This window comes from Dendronalium sp. ChiSLP03b (assembly GCF_034531165.2).
GTDB lineage: Bacteria > Cyanobacteriota > Cyanobacteriia > Cyanobacteriales > Nostocaceae > Dendronalium > Dendronalium minutum.
Genome location: NZ_JAVRBR020000066.1, coordinates 199,121 through 219,882, shown reverse-complemented (window position 1 = coordinate 219,882; position 20,762 = coordinate 199,121). Strand labels below are relative to the sequence as shown.

Genomic DNA, 20,762 nt, shown 5'->3' with positions numbered 1-20,762 from the left:
TTACCGTTAGTAGTACGAAAATACAATTATACTACAACAAAGAGTACTTTTAGCACTTCACTAATTTGAGACTAGGAACCAGTCCCCAGTCCCTGGTTTCATGAGAACTGCTTTCCGATCAAGAGCTTGGCAGTAATTCCTGATTCTGGAGGTTTTGGCTACCAAAAGTCCGGGGCAACTTTAACCCAAGTACTACAATGATAGTCATCATATAAGATACAAGAGCCATCCATAACAGATGGTTATTGTGGAAATACCATGCTGCAATAGCTAGTGGGATAAAACCTAATCCAAATGCTATTAGGACGGCGTTACGTAGGATTACACCCTCCTTTAAACCAATGAAGTAGCCTTCTAGCATGAAGGCAACAGCAGTAAATCCCAGAAGAGGCAGCAACCAAATTATGTAGTTACCTATGTGTTTGTTGACCTCTGTATGATTAGTCAGCAATCCAAACACTGCATCTGGGAACACAATAGATATTGTTGCAAAAGCCAGTGCCATAAGCAAACTAGTCAGTACAGAGATACTCAGCAGTGGAACCATTTGTTCTGTGGTTCCTTTGCCCAGAAAGTTTCCGGTTAGGGTTTGGGTCGTCATTCCTACGCCTTGAATCGTAAACTGACTCAAAAGAGCAATCTGGAGAAGTAACCCATTTTCTGCAAGGACGATTGTTCCCATCCCCGCACTTAGATTCGTGAAAATAGCATAGGCAGAAATCAGGGCTAAAAATCGCACCAAAATGTTACTCTTGAGTGCAACAGCATCTTTGAGAGCTGCCCAATCAAACACTTCTGGCAGGGCGGCTGGTAATGCTGTCCACGAAATACTAAAGCAGACCCCAATTAAACCAATTGCTAGCGCTAGATACTGACTAATGGCTGTTGCTAGTCCAGCCCCCATACTTTCCCAGCCCCAACGGACAATCATGAGATAGTCAAGCAACACATTGGAACCATTACCAATAAGAGAAATCAACAGCACTACACTATTCATTTCTCGCCCTAGAAACCAACCAATCAGAACAAAGTTGAGCAAAACAGCGGGCGCTCCCCAAATCCGGCCACAGAAATAATCAATCCCAGAGGCTTCAATGTCTGGAGAACCACTAAGGATGGTAAATCCAATTTTTTGCAGAGGATATTGCAGCAAAATAATAAGTAAGCCGATTCCTAACGCAATTAAACCACTGCGTAGTCCCGCCAGCAAAATAGCTTTGGAGTCATCTAAACCAACAGCTTGTGCAGTCAGCGCATTGGTGCTTGAGCGCAAAAATTTCAATACACGGTAAAGGTAGTCAAAAAGGATAGTTGCCAGGATGACTCCAGCTAAGTGACGAATATCTGCCAAATGTCCTAAAAAGGCAATGTCAACTAGACCTGCTAGGGGTACCATCATGTTAGAAAGCACACTGACACTTGCCAGCCGATAAAAGCGAGGCAAGAAGTTGTACTGGGTTGGAACCACAAATGCCATAGATTGCCTGTGCTGGAATTTATCTAAGTTAGAATTCTTTCAGTTTATGCGACTAAACTACTAAGAATTTATTTTTTTCTAGTCATAGTATGGTTTGTGAAGCGATAGTTGATAAAGTAATCATACAAATACGTTGATAGGAACACAGCAATGGTCATGCCTCTACCAACGTTTTTATTAAAGCGAAATTCCATTACCCCAGTTCTCTAAATTAGCCCTAGAAATAATTTTTATCTGCTCCCTCATCTCATCCTACTTACTGATTAAGAGCTACGCGGTATACGTTCAATCTCAGCGTATCCACTGAAAATTAATTTTTTACCCTCAGTTTCTAAACGATTGAGCCGCATTTTCACCCCATCAAGGTCAAAGCGATCCAAATCGACCATATTGTCTAAAATTTCTGCCAGTGCCATGCTCAAGGTTCGGGATATTTCTTGTTGTGCTTCTGGCACGAGGTCAAGTTCAGTTTGTGGGTCTTTGAAAGAAATTCGCCGCCGTCGTTCAACGGCTATGGTTACAGTCATACTCAGGGGTATTAGTTCGCCGTTGTTCAAATCTGCCTTTGCCATAATCCGCAAGCGATTTTCCGGCAGGAGTTGTACCTGAACCTCAGTAAAGGATACTGGTTCACCGCCAGATAATGCCGTCAAGGCAGGCAGAGAGAGGTTTACCAGTCGCTTTCTCACTAGTTCGGCATTAAAAGATTGGTTAATGCCTGCTTCTGACAAAATTACTTGAGCGATCGCTTGGGTAGGTTGTTTGAGATTCAGTTTGCCACTCAGGACTGCTCCAAAGTCAATGGCCACTGCATCAGTTTCAAACGACATCTCCTCTACCGCGAATTCTCTACGGATGACCAAGCCACGACCGCTCATTTTGAAGCTATCAATGCTGCCTTGCAACAGTTTGCTGGAGGGATAGCAGCGCACAAAGACTTCTACTGACTCGCTTTGGGTAAACAGGTGGCGAATCGTTTGGCTAGCGACTGTATTGAGCATCCGCTCCCCCCAGTCTGTGCCTTTAGGATCTGTTAAACCAGTAAGTCCGCCGAACATTTGGTTTTAGTCTCTAGAAGTTCTTTGTACTTTTGTAACAAAATGTGAACAATACAGCAAGTGCCTGAAGATTGGTTGTGCTGATAAGCAAGCGTGGGATGGCTGATAGCTAATATGTTATTGTGTCTGATGTTACTTTGTAGCCTAAGGTTTGTAGTCCCGCTTATTTATGATGGATTAACTAATTTAGGTATCCAATCTTTTAAAAATATCAAAATATCCGGTAGAAAAATAAGAGAAGAGTTTCCAGACTGGCAACAAGAATTTGAGCTAGAAGTACAGGTAAACTCACCTTTAGCAATACCTCAAGCAGATGACGAAGTGGAATGCTCAACTGCTATTAATAACACAACAATAGATAATAAATTAAATATACAAAAATCATCTTTTTTAGGTTCACTGTTTGGAGCAGTTGGAGTAACTTCGGGTGTAATCAGTGGCGCTGCTGTTCAAGCTGGACAAGTTGTCACAGGAGCAGATGTAGGCATCGGTGGGGCTATTGGTAACGCAGCTTTACAATAGCTCTTTTATCTACCTGTTCAACTTCTCTAAAAAGTCGGATTTCGGGGATGCGATCGCCACCTCCTAGGTAGAGTTTGACAAATTCAACAGCTGCATCTTGGTTAAGTCCCCTAAGGATTGTGGATTAAATAACCTGTAACTCTGGTTGAGCGGTGTAATGCCATTGCGGCAAGAATTCATCAAAAACAATCTTCATATTTGATTTGAAGTCAAGAGCCACTTTTCGGCCCGTTTGATAGGTTTTATCGAGAATCGTCGTAAACACTTTGAGTCCTGTACGAGTGGTTGCCGTTGCCCGCCGTACCCTAGTTTTACCGCTTCAATCGCGGCATATCGGCGGCGATCCTTCTGTGACAACGACTCATAATATCGTTGCATTTGAACCTCAATCTCACCAGGGTAAGTTTGCATCATCTACCAGTTCATCCATTTACCCCTCTAGTGTATAGATATCATTGGCAGTATTACACCTTATTTAATCCACGATCCTTAGCGCTTTAGCAATCTCAACTATTATCTCGCCAGCCAGGTCAGTTAGCCCATGTACCCAACGACCAACATCCCATCGCCGGATGTCGATTGTCATTGCCAATTTGTTCTGGCTAATACTGTAAGTTGCTAAAACCCGCTTGAGTGCTTCGCCTGCCTTTCCCATGTCTCATTCATCTTCACTCAAGTAAAGTCTGATAAATTCCTCAGCGGCTTCTGGATTGATTTTCTGTAAACCACTGCGGATTTTTAATATTGCATCAGACTCTAACAATTCTCCTAATCGGCTGCCGTCAAGGTATCAACAGCATTATTCATTGACTGTATTGCCTTGGCTTTACCGAAGTAGCAGCCTGGGGTAAGCCACAAGTTTTCCCCAACAGCAAGGACAAAGAAGTGATGAGTATCACTATCAAGCAAGTGACTTTGAACCGAATAGAGAAAGCGATCCATTGAGGGCGATCGCACTGTCCATACAAAAATGCGATCGCTAATCAGCCCGATCGATGCAACAATAGCAAAAAAATATAATTACTAGATCATGATTTTTTTAAGATTGGTAGTAAAAAATCCGTACGCGATCGTGCAAATGAGACCATTATTGCTAGAAAGAGAATCCGTAAGGTAATAGCATATAAAACGCTGAATATAACCAATTTTGCTTTTTTAAGAACGAAAATCTGTTCAGACATCATAGCCACAGAAAAGCTACAACACGATGAAAAATCAGTATTTCTACAGAACTAGACTTGTCCCTGCTGTTGAGTTGCATAAATTAGGCCAAACAATATAGCTTTTCGCAATGCGATGCAAACTCAATGAAGAAAAGATGAGCTTATCTGAATTCAATGTTAGCGATCGCCTTTTAGCTAAAACAGTATCAATTTTAATGTATTCGAGTGGAGTGATTGCTCATTTACTTTTTTCTTCTTCCAATAATTTAAGTTTTATAAATGTGATTTTTTAACTAAGATTAAAAGCTTTTCCTGTAGAAGTATCCTGGTGCAAATATGGACTCTTTTGTAATTACGGTAGATTAAGAGAGCCAATACAGCGAGCATCATTTGACAGATTGGTGTAAAGTCAATCAAATCAAGGCTTTCAAGTGCTGCTTGCTATAAGAGGTGGTTTAAGCATAAAGAATCGATGACCAGCTTTTTCAAGGTGGTACAAGCCATTCTCATTTTGGTTAAAAGCCTTACGGTAAATGAATTCAGCGCTACTAACCTCTAAAAACCGAGATGCGATCGTGGGTGCAGGTAAGGAAGTCATTGGCTTTGCAACTCACCAGCATAAAACTAAATTCATGATTTTGTTATAAAAAAATCAAAAAATAGATTCTTATTTTATCAGATAAAGTTTTGAAACAGAGCCTGAATAAGGGCTACAGATTTTATTAGTAAAATTTATTGTCTTTAATTTTGTTTACAAATACAACTAATTAAATTTTATAAATAGAACAATCAACTTTCCAAGACTGCGTATTTAATAATACAAACCAATCTGGTTTTAGATACTATTAATTTACTAGATTGTCTAGAATTCAACAAAAATAATTAAAATTATTAAAAATACTTTTATTACAAGTATATCTTTCATGTTATAAGTTTCATATTCTATTGATTAAATTATATTTCAAGTGATTTTGGTGAAATATTTCAATTGCAAATAAAAAAATACCATGAGGAATGAATTATATTGCCAAAATTCTCTTAATACATCGTCGCTAAAAATATTATAAAAATTTAACTAATATGGGAAAATATTCAATTTTTCAAGCTTAAAAATCTTTTCTAAGATTTTGATAAAAAATTACTAAAATTTACATTAAGCTAATACAGAACTTAATTTACTATATTTATAACTGCTTCTACATTCTAGACAATTAATTATTTTACGGATGTAAAATAATATTATCAAGCTATAAAAACCCTTACTGGCAAATAATTAACATATAAATTACTATTTATTTTATTTGTATAAAAATATGATTATCCGATTTTATAGTTTATAAAAAATATTCATATCATCAAAGTTATCTTTTATATATAAATAACTGAAACCTCAAGAAATTCAGGTCTAAAGTACCTGAATTTATTAACTATAAAAAATAGGACATTTTTTTATTTAAAACTAGAAAATCAGTTCTTAACCTCAATTTAAGTAGATTTACGCTAAGGCTTTTTTAAGTGGATTCACCCTTAGATTTTAGTTTTTTACAGGTTTATAAAAAAGGCAAGTCAGGGTGTTCTGAATACCATCGTTAAGGACGATGGCTAGACCACTGCCAAGTCATAAAAAGAGTGATTTTTTCCAAAACGTAGATCTGAAAACGTTGAGCTAAAAGGAAATTAAAAGCATGGCTATCATTAACGTTACTACCTCCGCAGACAGCGGAGCAGGTTCTTTGCGTGCAGCGATCGCCTCTGCTCAAGCGGGGGACACCATCAAGTTTGCTTCTACTCTTGCCAACAAGACCATTACACTTACCAGTGGGCAACTTAGTATTACAAAAAACCTGACGATTGATGGCACAGGAGCAGCTAATTTAAAAGTTAGTGGTAACAATACCACAGGAGTATTTATTGTCGAGCGTCAGATTGGTGCTACGTTTAAGAACCTCACTATCGCTGACGGTCTGAAGAGTACGACTGGAAAAGGTGGTGCAATTCAAGTCTATGACTACGGCAGCATCACGGTTGATAACTGTAAATTTAGCAACAATCGTGCTGGCACAGGTGGAGCCATCTACCTTGGTTACGGGGGTCGTTCCACAGTACTTAACAGTAGCTTTGATGGTAACGATGGTACTTCAGCAAAATCTGGCTGGAGCGGTGGAGCGATCGCCACTTGTGGTGCTGGCGATCTCGTTGTCAAAAACTCTACATTTACCAACAACAAAGGGGTAAATGGCGGCGCGATTTATAGCATATTAGGTAAATTGACTGTAGAAAGCTCGGTCTTTAAAGGCAACAGTTCAGCAGGTGATGTTGGTGGTGGTGCAATCTTCACTGATGGAGCAACTCCCATAGGGCCTGGTTCTCCAGTAGCAGGTACAATTACCGTCCGTGGCAGTTGGTTTGAAGATAACCATACCAAAGGTGAAGGCGGCGCACTTTTTCTCTATGGTTACGCTAAAGACAAAGTCATTCTTGAAGACAGCACTATAGTCGGCAATAGTGCAGGTTACAACGCTCAAGGGGTATCACGAGGAGGAGGGGTACGAGCTAACAGCGCAATCACAATCAAGAACGTCACTATTGCTAACAACACCGCCGAAAAGCAAGGAGGAGGCTTGTGGATAGATAGAAGTTCGTCGGTGGACATCATCAACAGCACCTTTTCTGGAAACAAGGTGACCAAAGATGCGGGTGGAGCAATGTTCTTGGACACCGATCCTACCGCCCCCGTCAATATAGTCAATTCCACCATCGTTAACAACTTTGCTGGACGCGCTGCTGGGGCAGTTATGTTCGGTGGTGATAAGAACATAACCCTAACTAACTCGATTGTTGCTTACAACACAGCAGGCGATCGCTACCAACAGCAAGTCGCGTTTTCACTCAAAGATGGCGGTGGTAACATTGAATATCCTGCCCCCGCATACAGCGCTCGCCGAGTTGTAGCGGGCAGTCGGATTGTGGATCCTCTTCTTGATTCCTTAAAAAACATCGGGGGAGATTTAGTGCATCCCCTGAAAACAGGTAGCCCTGCCATCAACACTGGCATCAAAAATGCGATCGTACCTACCATTGACCAAGGAAGAGTGTTGCGGGACACTCAACCGGATGTTGGAGCCTACGAAGTAGCTGCTAATAGATCTCCTCAACCGATTAGTCCCATTAATTCAGAGAAATTTGCCATATATGGCACTATAGGTCACGATGTCCTGACTGGTACTAGTGGTAACGATATCCTCATGGGAGGCTATGGTAACGATACTCTGATTGGTGGTGGTGGTATCGATATCTTAATTGGTGGAGCGGGTAACGAGCGATTTGTCTACCAAAGCTTTTCAGACAAGGGCGACTATATCATCGGTTTTGACCGCACAAAGGAAGTAATAGACCTCAGTCAAATTATCGATGGGTCTAATTTCAAGAGTGCCAATCCTTTCACTGACTACATAAAACTAGGGCAGGTTGGTAGTAACACAGTTGTTAGCATTAATCCAAATGGTGACTCCAGCCCCAATGAATTTCAACAGTTTTTAACGTTGAGGAGCGTCACAGCCAGCAGTTTAACTGTCAATAACTTCGTTTTGTAAGACCAAGTTGCAATCTCAGATCGGTTGTACTTGTTGAAGTGGGCTGTCGAATACTAAACTTTTTTTCTGAGTTTTCGTAATTATCGTGCTACAAGAACACAGTCAACATAGCCACATTGTTGCCCTCTAGTTAAGATATCGGTAAAAGGAATTCATAACCAACTTATCTCCTCTTCGCTAGCAAAGAGAGATTGGGGATGAGTCAAGAGAAAATTTTGTTTGCGTTACAATCTTGTCAACAACTGCCGCCGCAGCAAATCCAAGGCTGTATTCGCACTCAAAAGACGAATTAGAGTCCGACCTCGCATTGTTCCAAACCGATACTCAAAACTCCCCACTTCGTCCTTTGGCCCAGCTAAACCAATGTAAACTAAACCCACTGGCTTTGTGTCCGTTCCCCCAGTTGGGCCAGCAATACCAGTGATACTCAATCCCCAAGTGGTTAAGAGGCGCGTTTTTACCCCAACTGCCATTTGCTCTGCAACAGTAGCACTTACCGCCCCAAATTTGTCTAAGTCTTCTGGTTTAACCTGTAATAATCCAACTTTCACTGAGTTTTCATAAGAAATTACCCCACCCCAAAAGTAATCTGAACTCCCAGAAATCTCGGTCAACATTTGCCCCAACCCCCCACCAGTACAGGATTCTGCAACAGACAGACTTTCTTTTTTTGCTCGCAACAACTCACCGACCACAGAAGCCAGAGTTTGATCGTCTGCACCGTAATAATCCAGTCCAGCAATTTCTTTAAGTTGTTTCTCAATCGGCAAAATCAAAGCTTCTGCTGCAAGTTCTGAAGTAGCTTTAGCAGAAATCCGCAATCTGACTTCACCCTTGCCTGCATAGGGCGCTACTGTGGGGTTAGGCAAGTTGAGATAAGGAGCAACTTTTTCCGCCAACGCAGATTCACCAATACCCCAAAACTTTAAACTCCGGCTGTAAATAATTTCTTTACCCCAGCCTTTATTTTTGAGAAAGGGTACCGCGGTTTCTCGCCACATATAATGCATTTCTGATGGCACACCAGGGAATGTAAAAATTGTTATGTTGGAGCGCGGTTGCCAGATGATACCGGGTGCTGTTCCAGTTGGGTTAGGTAAAATGTCTGCACCTTGAGGAATCAAAGCTTGCTTGCGGTTACTTGGAGTCATAAGCCGACCGCGCCCTGCAAATTTTTGAGCTATATCTTCAATGATTTCCGGGCGTTCTACCAAAGGGACACCAAAAAAATCAGCTATGGTTTCGCAGGTAAGGTCATCTGGCGTGGGCCCAAGACCACCAGTGAAAATAAGAATTTGCGCTCTTGAGGTAGCGATTTCAATAACTTGCTTCAATCGTTCTGGGTTATCTCCAACCACGGTTTGATAATAGTGCGGAATACCTAGTTGCGCTAATTGTTGCGCCAGAAATTGAGCATTACTATTGAGGATATCTCCCAGCAGTAATTCAGTACCAACACAAATTATTTCTGCACTCATCGTATTAGGGATTAGTGATTAAGGATTGGGGATTAGGAATAAATTACTAATTATCAATGATGAATGACTAATTGAAGACAAGTTAAGAATGCTTTATTATTCTCCCAGTCCCCAATACCTAGTACTTAAGATTGTCTAGAGATTTTCCACAAACGCCAAATAGCGTAACTTAACAGTGAAGTTGCACCACAGGCGTAACAATGCCGCTGGGGATACCAGCAATGGCTAATTCCAAACTCCCTTCGGGTGACGCTTGTGACGCTCGTCGAAGACTCGCTCTAAGCGAAGCTATGCTGTTCGCGCAGCGGCGACCTTAGGAGAAGGCTTTACGCTGCGCTATTGCGTAGCCTCCTACGCCACTTGACGGTAGCCGCTACAACGGGGAGGCAGTCCGTTGCGGAGGTTCCCTCCGTTGAAGTAACTGCCGTCAGCTTTGCCGACTTGTTCGCTCTTAACGTTCCCGTACCCCTGCGGGGAAGCAAGCTAGCAAGAGCAGCGACCTTAGGAGAAGGATAGGAACTACCGTGGGAACTCCCGGAACGCACTGCCTCCTCCACTTGGGGAACCACCCTCATGGGTGGGTCTCCCGACTTGTAGACGCTTTGCGGCTTCCCGCAGGGTGGGGAGTGGCGTGAGACCCCAAGACCGCAGCACTGGTCTCACCTTTTGCCTCTCTAATCCTTAATCCCCAACCACTTATGCTAGGGCTGGGACGGGAATCTCTAGGTGAGGGTACAAGGGGAAGCGATCGCACAATGCTGCTACTCGTTGCCGACAATCAACTGCCACTGTATCGGAATCAGGAGAAAGCAAGCGATCGGCAATAATATTACCAATTTCGGTAAACTCTGCGACTCCTAAACCTCTTGTAGTCATTGCCGGAGAACCCAACCTCAAGCCGCTAGTCACGAATGGTGACTCAGGATCGAAGGGAACTGTATTTTTGTTAGTAGTAACATTCACAACACTCAAGTGCTGTTCCGCCAGCTTACCTGTGATGCTAATAGACCGTAGGTCTACCAGCATTAAATGGTTATCAGTGCCATTTGACACTAGCTTGAAGCCCCGATTCAATAGTTGTTCTGCCAAAGCACGGGCATTTTCAATAATTTGGGCAGAATAGGTTTTAAACTCCGGCTTCAGGGCCTCTCCAAAAGCTACTGCCTTCGCCGCGATGACATGTTCCAATGGTCCACCTTGAGAACCTGGGAAAACAGCTTTATCAAGTTTTTTACCTAGTTCGGCATCGCGAGTTAAAATTATTCCAGCCCGAGGCCCGCGTAGAGTTTTATGGGTAGTTGTGGTTACTACATCACAATAAGGAATCGGGTCGGGATGCAAACCGCTAGCAACCAAACCAGCAATATGAGCAATGTCTGCTAGTAAGTAAGCGCCGATTTCATCAGCGATGCTACGAAACTTTTCAAAGTCAATTACACGAGGGTAAGCAGAATAACCGCAAATTAGAAGCTTAGGACGCTCTCTCAGCGCCATGTCCCGAATTTGGTCGTAGTCTAATTGTTCTGTTTGTTGGCTGACACCGTAATGGCGAACTTGGAACCACTTACCCGACACATTTACCGGGGAACCGTGGGTAAGATGCCCCCCATGAGACAAATCCATACCCATGATTTTGTCTCCTGGTTCTAGTAGTGTCAGGAAAACTGCAAAATTTGCTTGGGCACCAGAATGTGGTTGTACATTGGCATGAGCAGCACCAAACAGTTGTTTAGCACGGTCGATCGCTAGTTGCTCGACTTTGTCGATAAATTCACAACCGCCATAGTAACGTTTACCAGGCAAGCCTTCGGCATATTTATTTGTCAATACCGAACCTTGAGCAGCCAGTACAGCAGCAGAGGTAAAGTTTTCGCTAGCAATCAACTCTAAGTGGTCGCGTTGACGCTGTAGTTCTTGGTTGAGTAATTCCGCGATCGCGGGATCGGAGGCAGCAAGAAAGTCTGAATTAGTCCTAGTCACTTCAATTATCCTGAATGGAAATTTGCACAATGGTTGCTTTTGACTTGATGCAGCACCTAAGTAATAGCCTACAGTCCAACATTTTTGTGATGCTAACTATTGATGTTTACTGATGCTGATTTATTTATTATTAGATACCAGCTTGATTAGTGCGTTAAAGATCATATATGCAAATAGGGAGTGGGGAGTAGGGATAAAACATTTTCATATGCGGTAGCGGCAATTTTACTATAACTATCTTTGGTAAAAGGGATTAGGGATTAAAAGAATTTAAACTATATTTCTCCGAGTCCCAGTCCTTAGTTCTCTGTACCCAGAATTTATGTATAAGTTTTAACCAAAGAACTCAATCATAAGACACACAACATACAATAGATAAAGATTCACTAGGCAATTTTTTGTTATTACCCCCATTTTTACCAAAAAGATAACAGAGGATGCTTTGAAGCGTCTTCCGCAATTGAAAATTACAATAGTTTATAACGCGCAGCGCGCGCCCACTCTGCCTTTAGCCTATTTTTGGGTATCTACGAAGCGTTTCCTCCTCTGGACAAATACGGGTAACTAACGAAGATTTACAGGAGGGATTGGATGCTAGTCATTTTAACAGGCGATCAAATCCTTGCCCCCGAGCAGGTTTGCCAGTCTTGTTTACTCGCTGACGCAAGCGGTCAGCCTCGTTGGCGTGGGGGTCAACTTCGTTGCGGCCAAGCCATTCGCAAACTCACTGAACAACAACCAGAGCAGTACGAGTGTATGATGGGCTTCCGCATCGCGTACATAGAATAGTTGACTGTTGACAGTTAAGTGTTAACTGTTAACAGTCAATAATTTACTAGAGTCAAGCTGCAATTTCAAGGCGTAATAGCTGAGCAAGACCAAGCAACTGCGTTATCCTAGGCTCAAGTAACTCTCGAAATTTAGCCACAGGAGAATGCACAATGACTTGGCGCGGGTCTACAACTGTTTCCGACCGGGTTTTTGCTTGTTTACCTTACCTACTTCCTCTAATTGAGGTTTTTGCCTTCGGTCAATTTTTGCTAGCCCAGTTTCCACCACTGGGACTGCTGTTTCTGCCCCTTCTCCCATTGCTAAGAATTTATTATGGTGTCCGTTATGCAGGACTGATTATTTTCTTTGCTTTATGGCTTTTAGTGGTGAGAAACGAAAAAATCAGTCACTTTATACGTTTCAATACCATGCAGGCAATACTGTTGGATATTATTATCTTTTTGTTTAGCATCCTAACCGATGTTATTGGACTAGTTCCTAGTAGTGGTTTTGCCATCCAAACCCTATACACAACAATTTTTCTAGGTATTCTAGCAGCAGTTGCATATTCCGTTATCCAGTCCCTAATTGGACGTTATGCAGAAATTCCGGCAATTTCTGATGCAGTGTATATGCAAGTGCGCTAATCGTTAACGGGATGCCACGGTGTTTTCTAGGCGACCAATACCTTCTATTTCAATGCGGACGCGATCGCCTCGGTGTAATGACCCAACACCCTCTGGCGTACCCGTTAGCACCACATCCCCTGGTAGTAATGTCATAACCTGACTGATATAAGACACGAGAATATCGGGGGGAAAAACCATCTGATCGATACAGGCAGATTGTAGAGGATTGGCATCGTCATTGACGAAAGTCTGCAATCTGGCTCCAGGATTTAATTCTCGGACAATCCAAGGGCCTAGAGGGCAGAAAGTATCAAAACCTTTAGCTCTAGTCCATTGACCATCTTTTTGTTGTAGATCCCGTGCTGTAACATCATTGGCGATGGTGTAACCCCAAATTTTAGTTTGAGCTTCTTGTGGCGTGCAGTTAAAGGCGCGATCGCCAATCACTAATGCTAACTCCCCTTCGTAGTCTACCCGTTGCGATTGGGGAGGATACTTAATTTCTGTCTCAGAGGCGATAATAGATGTAGATGGCTTGAGAAAAATTAATGGCTCATTTGGTACAGTAGTACCCATCTCTGCCGCATGGTTTGCATAATTTTTGCCTACCGCCACAATTTTTGAAGGAGCGCAGGGAGGAAGAATTTGGTAATTGTCTGGGTTTAAAATTAGCTCTGTGGCTTGTCCTTGTAACCAAGGTGGAGCATCCAACACCTGCACGTTGAGGGACAGTTGTAGCAACCCATAGTAAACCTTGCCTTCTAGATTTTGAACTCGCACATAGCGCTGCGCCATAAGCTTAATTAATATCCTTTTGTCTGCGATTAAAAGCTGTTAGCTCTTAGCAATCTTCAGTCAGTGGTAGAGGCTTGAGCCTGAAACTGAGTTGCCATCAACGATGTTAACTGAGGTATGGGGAAGATAAAGGAAATCAGAGACATGAGGAAGATATTGCTTCCTCATATTCACGGCATTTGCACTCAATCAGAACACCTCTGTTTGGTTAACGCTCAAAAGCGTCAGGGCTTTCCGCAGGCTAGGATACAGTCCCGAAGGGGTTTCCCTAGGGTGGGTTGGCTTCCTCCCTAGCCGCCTGTAGGGAAGCTTCTCGTTAGAGATGGAAATTTCAGTAGATTTGGCTAATGATTCAAATTGAAAACTGGTAAGATTATAGTTCCTTGTTGCTTCAGATGTTGAGCAATACTAGTATTTTTGTAAAAATATCGGTATGAATCGACACTAGCAGCCATTTTGTCCATAGGGAGACTTAAAAATATGTCCACAGTTTACGAAACAATGTACATTCTGCGTCCTGACCTGGGAGACGAACAGGTAGAGCAAGCAATTGCGAAATACCAAAACTTGCTCCGAGAACAAGGCGCTGAGGATATCCAAATTCAAAATCGTGGGAAGCGTCGTCTGGCTTATGAAATTAAAAAGCATCGGGACGGCATCTACATCCAGATGAACTATACCGGGCCAGGAACTGTGGTTGCTCCCATGGAACGTGCAATGCGTTTAAGCGAAGAAGTATTTCGCTACCTGACAATTAAGCAGGAACTCCCTGAAGAAAAAACAGACAAAGTTGCTGTAAGCGCTTAAGGAAATTTCTGAGTAAAAGGTACTGAGTGTCAAGGTTTTAGAGCCTCAACCCTCAGTACTGAACAAGTTAAGTCTAAAAAAATTTTTATTTTGTGCCTTTTTTTTGATTTGGTTGGGAATGCTAAATTAACAAGTACTTGCTAAAAGCAGTACTATCGCAGTTATACCTAGAATTCGACAAGATTTGTCAATGGGAGCTGTAAGCCACTGTGAGCCAAACTGACACACCCAACATTCAAGCTCTCTCTAGCGAAGTCTCGCAGCTGCGCCAAGAGTTGCAGCTTCGCGATCAATTAGTGCAACAGCTTTCTCAAGAACTCTTCCGGCTAGTGAAGGGCAATACTAATTTTATGCCCCAGCGAGCCGAGCCTGATGTGGATATGAGTCAGTTGCAGGCGTTGCGAGAACAGTTGCAAGCTGTTGAGCAGCAGGTGACGTTCTATCAAGAACAGATTACTACTCGTGATGCCGAAATTTACCAACTGCGACAGTCAGTACAAGAACTAACCGATCGCAGTCGGATGTTAGAGCAAGTAGTACAGGAGTTACCTCAAATTTATCGTCGTAAGTTCGAGGAACGCATGGCTCCTGTGAGAGAAAAAGTAGCAATCCTACAACGGGAAAATCGCCAACTCCAAGCAGAACTGCAAAGTGTGAGTTATCGTTTGGCACTCAAAACCCGCAATGCCAGTCATAGTGGCATTGACCTGCCAAACTTTCCTCGCCCAGCATCCAGTCCAAGCAACATTTCTGCTGTATGAAATGCCTAAAGCTGTAATACTAATTCGTAATTCAGCTCCACAGCTAAATGCTTGATATGAGACTCCTATGTAATTGGGTGAAAAAACAACCTATTCCTCTATCTATCTGCTTTCTTGTTCCCTATTCTTTCCTTGATAAGTAAGTTCTCTAATCAAATCGGACTGCTATACGAGCTTTTTTAGATAGTTTACCTAGTTTCTGAAACAATACAATAAAGAAAAATTCTCGTGCTTCTAATAACCTGAAATAAAATAACTGTGCTGGCACTCTCAAGAACTTACAGGACAATGTTTTTCGTCCGCGAACACCTTTACTTAAGATTCACCTTGTTGTAGAGTGCCAGACCTTATGCTCAGAGAGCATGTAGAACCCATTTGGAAAATGTTTGCAACAGATGGATGTACACAACCAACCTCCAGAGTTGAATTTCCAATCGAAAATCCACAATGGTATAATTTTCTGAAATTTTTATCGAGTATTCAGTTACATACTGGGTGCAGTTTGGGTAGCAGAAGAGTAAAATTTGCTATGACTGTTTTGTTCATTTCCCACTGCACCCCCTTAGCTGGCGTTAGCATCTGACAACCAAGTTTCTTTGTCTGTCATTAACACTACTCGCTGCCAAGCCATAGGTTGAACTCTAACTACTGTTTTTGTAGTTGTGCGATCGCTGGTGATGGTGAGTAACGCTAGGTAAAAATCACAAATGTTTTTTGCTTGTTAGATACATTTGTATGTAATCTATAAGACTAGCCTGCTAGCACCAGATTGTTATGGTTGAAGTTAGAAAAAATATCCTCGTAAGTGTTAAAAATTTCAAACACCGAATCCAGTTGAGTCAGTTCCAAGATTAACCGCACAGGGGCTTGGACATTGCAGAGAACTAAGCGACAACCGCTTTGACGGGCAGATGTTAGACCTTTGACCAGTGGGACTAATCCAGAACTATCCATAAAATCCACCTCTGACAAATCAATAACCCAGAGTTGATCGGGCTGAGGCACTATATCAACCATCTGTTCGCTCAAAGCTATACCACCCTCCAAGTCTATGCTTCCTTGGGGCTTGAATAAAACTACTTGCAATTCTTGTGAGATATTCATGTATTTGACTGGGTAATTGAAACACTCAACAAAAACAGAAATTTGGCATCAACGCTAGTGCAGCTTCAACGGCAAAACTACTGCTTCATTCACTTATTCAGGAATTAACAGCGATGCAGTTGAGACAGCTTGCTTCAGTATCCATGCCGTATAATTTGTGTTAACTTTTATAAATATAGGCATAAACGCCTAAGAATTTTAGTATCAAACATATCTTTTACCAGATTTTTATATTTTGATGGGATATTTATAAATTTTTCATAAAAACTTATTGTTTTATGTCCACAACTATGTGCTTGTGGTACTAACTGGTTAGTAAACAATCGTCAATACTCAATAGGCAATAAATAATATCTATAAATAGTTATAGACTATCATTTCTATTTAAAGGCTTGATTGACACCCCAGACACAAACGAGCCAAGATAGAGTAAAGGTAAAAAATTGTAAAGCGGCGGTGCGGGATGTCTCTCGATCTAATTTCACTAGAAAACATCCAGGATTTTGCCCATCAGTACGGTTACTGGGCAATTTTTTTGGGAATTTTGCTAGAAAACTTGGGCATTCCCCTTCCTGGTGAAACTGTGACCTTAGTGGGCGGGTTTCTAGCTGGTAGTCATGAACTGAGTTACTGGTTCGTTCTGGGTAATGCCGTTGCGGGTGCTGCGCTCGGTGGTACTGTTGGCTATTGGATTGGTAAAGTCGGAGGTTGGTCTTTTCTGCTACAAGTAGGCAAACTCTTCCGAATTTCTGAAGAAAAATTGCTAAATATTAAAGAACAATTTAGTCAAAACGCTGCTAAAGCTGTATTTTTTGGTCGCTTTTTTGCATTACTACGGATTTTTGCTGCGCCACTTGCTGGCATAGCTGAAATGCCCTTTAGAAAATTCTTTTTGTACAACTTAGCAGGAGCAGGGACTTGGGCTAGTGTGATGGTGACATTAGCTTTCTTTGCTGGCAGAGTTATCTCTTTAGAACAATTGGTTGCTTGGGTAAGTCAATTTGCGATCGCTGCCTTGCTGATTCTTGTAGTCTTGATTGTTGTGCCTTTATGGTTAGAATCCCGTCAAGTTAAGCGGGTAACGGGAGAGTAAACAATTAAAAATTAAAAAGGCAAAAGAAAATATTATCTCTTTTGCCTTTTAACTTTACTGCTGCTGTGCCCAAATACGAGTTGGGAGTCCCCAAACGTAAATAAAGCCTTCGGCTGCCTTATGGTCAAACTGGTCTTCAGAACCGTAAGTTGCCAAGTCAGGGCTATAGAGTGAATTGTCACTCCAACGCCCGACTATGGAGGCATTACCTTTAATGAGTTTTACCCGCACGATTCCCGACACTCGTTCTTGTGTCTGTTGAATAAATGCATCCAATGCGCTTTTGAGTGGACTATACCACAGACCGTTGTAGACTATTTGGGTATAAGTCTCTTCAATGCCCCGCTTGTAGTGACTAACATCTGCCGTCAAAGTCAAGCTTTCTAAATCCCGATGTGCCTGAATTAGCACTAACATCGCGGGTGATTCGTAGATTTCTCGTGATTTGATACCCACTAAGCGGTTTTCTATCATATCAATCCGCCCAATGCCGTGATTTCCTACCACCTGATTAAGTTGTTCAATTAGCTCAACTGGGTTTTTGGGTGTACCGTTGAGGGTGGTCGGAATACCTCTATTGAAACCAATTTCGATATACTCTGGTTCGTTGGGAGTATCAGCGATCGCTTTGGTCATCTGATAAATTTCTTCTGGTGGTTCGGCTGCTGGATCTTCCAGTACACCAGCTTCGATGCTACGACCGAGTAAATTCTTGTCGATACTGTAGGGAGAAGATTTTTTGACTGGTGCGGGGATGCCAAACTTTTCACCATAAGCGATAGTTTCCTCTCGGCTCATGCCCCATTCCCGCGCTGGTGCGAGTATCTTGAGATTGGGATTAAGAGCAGCACAGGAGACATCAAAGCGAACCTGATCGTTACCTTTGCCTGTACAACCGTGAGCGATCGCATCAGCACTGTATTTTTCGGCAGTTTCTACTAGTATTTTTGCAATCAGCGGCCGGGCAAGGGCAGTTCCTAGAGGATAGCGATTTTCGTAGAGAGCATTGGCTTGAATCGCTCCAAAGGCATAATCTTTAACGAAGCTATCTTTAACATCCGCCACTAGGGATTCTCTTGCACCTGATTTCAGGGCTTTTTCTCTAATTGGTTCTAATTCATCTCCCTGACCTAAATCTGCTGCTAATGCGATTACTTCTTCTACACCCCATTCATGTTTGAGATAGGGGATGCAAACTGAGGTATCTACTCCGCCAGAATATGCCAGAACAACCTTTTTGGCGCGACCCATTGGTTTCTCCAGTTAGGAAAACAAAGAATGAGTCATTATTATATCTAAACTAATACACGTGTATAGCAATCCTATCTAGTTTGTGAGAATTACTTTTTAAACGAGCCTCCAAGTACGCCAAGAAAAGAAACAGAAAATTTCATGAATCTTTGATGATTCCTGTATTTTAATTGAGAAATAAATTTATTAGAAAATTAAGTTACTATTTCCACAGCACAAGCTATTTGGGTTAAGATTCGATGATTATCAATCATGTTTTCCTAACAGAGCGATCGCTTTTTTATCTTTCTCTAAATTTATTGGTCATCATGGTATTAACAACAAAATTATTAAAATTAATACATTTTTAGGTTGGCAAATATTTTGAACTTACTTGGTTATAAATTCTCACTCATTCATTATCGGGATTGATGTGATACCTCTCTCAACTCGATTAATCGATCGGCATGAAGCATTCCTCTGCTGATTGCTTGAACGATATAGTAGTACTTATACTCATCTAAATTCCCCACTAACGGAATTTAGACAAAAATTAAGCCCAAATAAAGCCTAAACTGATTTCATCATTCGCAAGTCACGTTCGGCTTGATTATTAGTAAAGGGAACATCCGGTTCTGTGAGAAACTGTAAAACATCCCGCTTATAATTTTGAAACCGCAATAGCAAATTATGACCAACTCGTCGTTTCACCCGTCCTCTATTACCTTTACGGATTAACGGTGGTTGGAAGGAGTGAAAATCAAGCCCTCGTTTGAGAATTTGCTCATACAATTGATAGAGACGAGCAACAATATCTTAGGAAATACCTTTGGGATAGCGATGTTTATAATTGCAAGCTAACAGTAAAACCTTTTTCATCGACTTCGCCCAAGATTCTTGCTCGATTTATTCTAAGGCTTTAAGTTCTCTCAGATAATGTGCGTTACACAAGGCGTGATTCACATCTTCGAGTTGATAATAGGGATTCCAGTGGTCGTGAACTACTACGAATTAGTTGGGTTGCGATCGCTGCTCCTATTATTTAAGGATAAACAGGTACATTGTAGAGGAAGTGGTATCCAAGAAGGCAACTCCCTCACGAATTACGAATTTTTCTAAAATTGCTGCAAGAACCGCAAATCACTGGCGTATAAGCGGCGAATATCATCGATTTGATGTAATACCATTGCAAACCGTTCCACACCAAAACCGGCAGCAAACCCAGTGTAAATTTCTGGATCGTAACCCACGGCTTTAAGTACATTCGGATCGACCATACCGCAACCCATCACTTCCAACCAGCGGCCATTCCATTGCAAATCTACCTCAGCGGAGGGTTCCGTAAATGGAAAATAACTAGCACGGAAGCGAATTGGCAACTCGCCAAACATTTCTTGCAAAAACACCTTAATAGTGCCTTTGAGGTCTGTAAACGTCAGTCCCCGATCGATCGCTAAAAGTTCTATTTGATGGAATACCGCTGAGTGAGTGGCATCTACATTGTCTCTTCGATAAACTCGCCCTGGAGCAACAACCCGGATGGGTGGTTCTTCTTTTTCCATGTAACGAATTTGTACCGATGAAGTATGAGTCCGTAGTAGATTGCCATCTGGCAGGTAGAAGGTATCCTGCATATCACGGGCAGGATGGTCAGGCGGAGTATTCAGAGCTTCAAAATTATAATAGTCGGTTTCCATTTCTGGGCCTTGAGCTACGGTGTAGCCCAAACCGACAAAAATATCCAATGCCCGATCGATGATTCCGTTCAGGGGATGGATGCGACCTTGGGGACGATAAAATCCCGGCATAGTGACATCGAGAGTTTCAGCCTCTAGCTGGGAGCGAATTTGTGCTGCTTCTAAAGTAGCACGTTGCTGGTCTAGACTAGTTTGCAGGGACTCCTTGACTGTATTGGCGATCGCCCCAATTTTCGGTCGTTCCTCTGCACTCATCTGCCCCATGCTTCGCAATAGCGCCCCTAGTTGCCCCTTTTTACCCAGATAGCTAACTCTGAGTTCCTCTAGTTGTTCTAGAGTGTCGGCGGCTGCGATCGCTTTTTCTCCTTCTTGCCGCAGTGCTAAAAGTTGAGCCTCTAAATTATTTAAATTATTAGTCATTAGTCAATAATCAATAGTCATTAGTTTAAAGCCGGGGACTGCTCGATAAATAACCTTACCAAGTATGCCATTAATGAACCAAAGGCAAAAGTCAAAACTACACCTCTTTTTACCAGTTTAGAGGCGATTGAACATGTGAGTCGGTTTTTTATTCTTGGCTTGTGACATCAGGCATTGACAATTA

General features: G+C 42.1%; 21 protein-coding genes and 1 pseudogene. 8 read left to right on the top strand and 14 right to left on the bottom strand.

Annotated features, from left to right (window positions below; all coding sequences use genetic code 11):
- Positions 1–118 precede the first annotated feature (118 nt).
- Complete coding sequence (gene gntT / locus RMY31_RS17625; RefSeq protein WP_322656726.1) at positions 119–1,477, bottom strand: guanitoxin biosynthesis MATE family efflux transporter GntT; 1,359 nt, start codon at positions 1,475–1,477, stop codon at positions 119–121.
- A gap of 263 nt (positions 1,478–1,740) precedes the next feature.
- The gene (locus RMY31_RS17620; protein ID WP_322656725.1) at positions 1,741–2,535 is read right to left on the bottom strand and encodes a DUF2993 domain-containing protein; all 795 of its coding nucleotides are present in this window, start codon (positions 2,533–2,535) and stop codon (positions 1,741–1,743) included.
- Positions 2,536–2,664: 129 nt separating this feature from the next.
- Between RMY31_RS17620 and RMY31_RS17615 the strand changes: the two genes are divergently transcribed.
- Positions 2,665–3,057: a hypothetical protein gene (locus RMY31_RS17615; RefSeq protein WP_409878040.1), complete on the top strand. Its 393-nt coding sequence runs from the start codon at positions 2,665–2,667 to the stop codon at positions 3,055–3,057.
- A 124-nt stretch (positions 3,058–3,181) separates the two neighbouring features.
- Here RMY31_RS17615 and RMY31_RS17610 read toward each other — a convergent pair whose 3' ends face one another.
- Entirely contained in the window at positions 3,182–3,322 is a 141-nt protein-coding gene (locus RMY31_RS17610; RefSeq protein WP_409878039.1) for a hypothetical protein, read from the bottom strand.
- 1 nt (position 3,323) lies between these two features.
- On the opposite strand from RMY31_RS17610, the gene RMY31_RS17605 reads away from it, so the two are divergent.
- A complete protein-coding gene (locus RMY31_RS17605) occupies positions 3,324–3,506 on the top strand; it encodes a hypothetical protein (protein WP_322656722.1) in 183 nt (60 codons plus the stop codon).
- Between the two features lie 26 nt (positions 3,507–3,532).
- Here the strand turns inward: RMY31_RS17605 and RMY31_RS17600 are convergent, their stop codons facing one another.
- Positions 3,533–3,712: a helix-turn-helix transcriptional regulator gene (locus RMY31_RS17600; RefSeq protein WP_322656721.1), complete on the bottom strand. Its 180-nt coding sequence runs from the start codon at positions 3,710–3,712 to the stop codon at positions 3,533–3,535.
- A gap of 113 nt (positions 3,713–3,825) precedes the next feature.
- Positions 3,826–4,014, bottom strand: a complete 189-nt coding sequence (locus tag RMY31_RS17595; RefSeq protein ID WP_409878038.1) for a hypothetical protein — start codon at positions 4,012–4,014, stop codon at positions 3,826–3,828.
- A 1,891-nt stretch (positions 4,015–5,905) separates the two neighbouring features.
- Here RMY31_RS17595 and RMY31_RS17590 point away from each other — a divergent pair.
- Positions 5,906–7,813, top strand: a complete 1,908-nt coding sequence (locus RMY31_RS17590; protein WP_322656719.1) for a choice-of-anchor Q domain-containing protein — start codon at positions 5,906–5,908, stop codon at positions 7,811–7,813.
- A 224-nt stretch (positions 7,814–8,037) separates the two neighbouring features.
- On the opposite strand, the gene RMY31_RS17585 is transcribed toward RMY31_RS17590, so the two are convergent.
- The 3 genes from RMY31_RS17585 to glyA all read right to left on the bottom strand — a co-directional run bounded on the left by RMY31_RS17585 (position 8,038) and on the right by glyA (position 11,271).
- Positions 8,038–9,291, bottom strand: a complete 1,254-nt coding sequence (locus RMY31_RS17585) for a competence/damage-inducible protein A (protein ID WP_322656718.1) — start codon at positions 9,289–9,291, stop codon at positions 8,038–8,040.
- A 326-nt stretch (positions 9,292–9,617) separates the two neighbouring features.
- A complete protein-coding gene (locus RMY31_RS17580) occupies positions 9,618–9,866 on the bottom strand; it encodes a hypothetical protein (protein ID WP_409878037.1) in 249 nt (82 codons plus the stop codon).
- 121 nt (positions 9,867–9,987) lie between these two features.
- The gene (gene glyA / locus RMY31_RS17575; RefSeq protein ID WP_322656716.1) at positions 9,988–11,271 is read right to left on the bottom strand and encodes a serine hydroxymethyltransferase; all 1,284 of its coding nucleotides are present in this window, start codon (positions 11,269–11,271) and stop codon (positions 9,988–9,990) included.
- 591 nt (positions 11,272–11,862) lie between these two features.
- Here glyA and RMY31_RS17570 point away from each other — a divergent pair.
- Both RMY31_RS17570 and RMY31_RS17565 read left to right on the top strand, forming a co-directional pair.
- Positions 11,863–12,060, top strand: a complete 198-nt coding sequence (locus tag RMY31_RS17570; RefSeq protein ID WP_322656715.1) for a hypothetical protein — start codon at positions 11,863–11,865, stop codon at positions 12,058–12,060.
- A 152-nt stretch (positions 12,061–12,212) separates the two neighbouring features.
- A complete protein-coding gene (locus tag RMY31_RS17565) occupies positions 12,213–12,689 on the top strand; it encodes a Tic20 family protein (RefSeq protein ID WP_322656714.1) in 477 nt (158 codons plus the stop codon).
- 3 nt (positions 12,690–12,692) lie between these two features.
- Here RMY31_RS17565 and RMY31_RS17560 read toward each other — a convergent pair whose 3' ends face one another.
- The gene (locus tag RMY31_RS17560) at positions 12,693–13,466 is read right to left on the bottom strand and encodes a fumarylacetoacetate hydrolase family protein (RefSeq protein ID WP_322656713.1); all 774 of its coding nucleotides are present in this window, start codon (positions 13,464–13,466) and stop codon (positions 12,693–12,695) included.
- Between the two features lie 480 nt (positions 13,467–13,946).
- Here RMY31_RS17560 and rpsF point away from each other — a divergent pair, with 480 nt between their 5' ends.
- Together rpsF and RMY31_RS17550 are read left to right on the top strand one after the other, a co-directional pair.
- The gene (rpsF, locus tag RMY31_RS17555; RefSeq protein WP_322656712.1) at positions 13,947–14,273 is read left to right on the top strand and encodes a 30S ribosomal protein S6; all 327 of its coding nucleotides are present in this window, start codon (positions 13,947–13,949) and stop codon (positions 14,271–14,273) included.
- A 209-nt stretch (positions 14,274–14,482) separates the two neighbouring features.
- On the top strand, positions 14,483–15,034 hold the full coding sequence (locus RMY31_RS17550) for an Npun_F5560 family protein (protein ID WP_322656711.1): 552 nt from the start codon (positions 14,483–14,485) through the stop codon (positions 15,032–15,034).
- Between the two features lie 750 nt (positions 15,035–15,784).
- Here the strand turns inward: RMY31_RS17550 and RMY31_RS17545 are convergent.
- The gene (locus tag RMY31_RS17545; RefSeq protein ID WP_322656710.1) at positions 15,785–16,138 is read right to left on the bottom strand and encodes an STAS domain-containing protein; all 354 of its coding nucleotides are present in this window, start codon (positions 16,136–16,138) and stop codon (positions 15,785–15,787) included.
- 463 nt (positions 16,139–16,601) lie between these two features.
- Here RMY31_RS17545 and RMY31_RS17540 point away from each other — a divergent pair, with 463 nt between their 5' ends.
- Positions 16,602–17,231, top strand: a complete 630-nt coding sequence (locus RMY31_RS17540) for a DedA family protein (RefSeq protein ID WP_322656709.1) — start codon at positions 16,602–16,604, stop codon at positions 17,229–17,231.
- A 54-nt stretch (positions 17,232–17,285) separates the two neighbouring features.
- Here the strand turns inward: RMY31_RS17540 and RMY31_RS17535 are convergent, their stop codons facing one another.
- From RMY31_RS17535 to pheS, 4 genes and pseudogenes are all read right to left on the bottom strand, one after another.
- Positions 17,286–18,482 carry an argininosuccinate synthase gene (locus RMY31_RS17535; RefSeq protein WP_322656708.1) on the bottom strand — a complete coding sequence of 399 codons (1,197 nt, stop codon included), beginning with the start codon at positions 18,480–18,482 and terminating at the stop codon, positions 17,286–17,288.
- 549 nt (positions 18,483–19,031) lie between these two features.
- Complete coding sequence (locus RMY31_RS17530; protein ID WP_322656707.1) at positions 19,032–19,253, bottom strand: transposase; 222 nt, start codon at positions 19,251–19,253, stop codon at positions 19,032–19,034.
- A 114-nt stretch (positions 19,254–19,367) separates the two neighbouring features.
- Positions 19,368–19,457 (bottom strand): annotated as a pseudogene (locus RMY31_RS17525) (hypothetical protein); the annotation flags it as partial.
- Between the two features lie 119 nt (positions 19,458–19,576).
- Positions 19,577–20,578, bottom strand: a complete 1,002-nt coding sequence (gene pheS, locus RMY31_RS17520) for a phenylalanine--tRNA ligase subunit alpha (RefSeq protein ID WP_322656706.1) — start codon at positions 20,576–20,578, stop codon at positions 19,577–19,579.
- Positions 20,579–20,762: the final 184 nt, after the last annotated feature.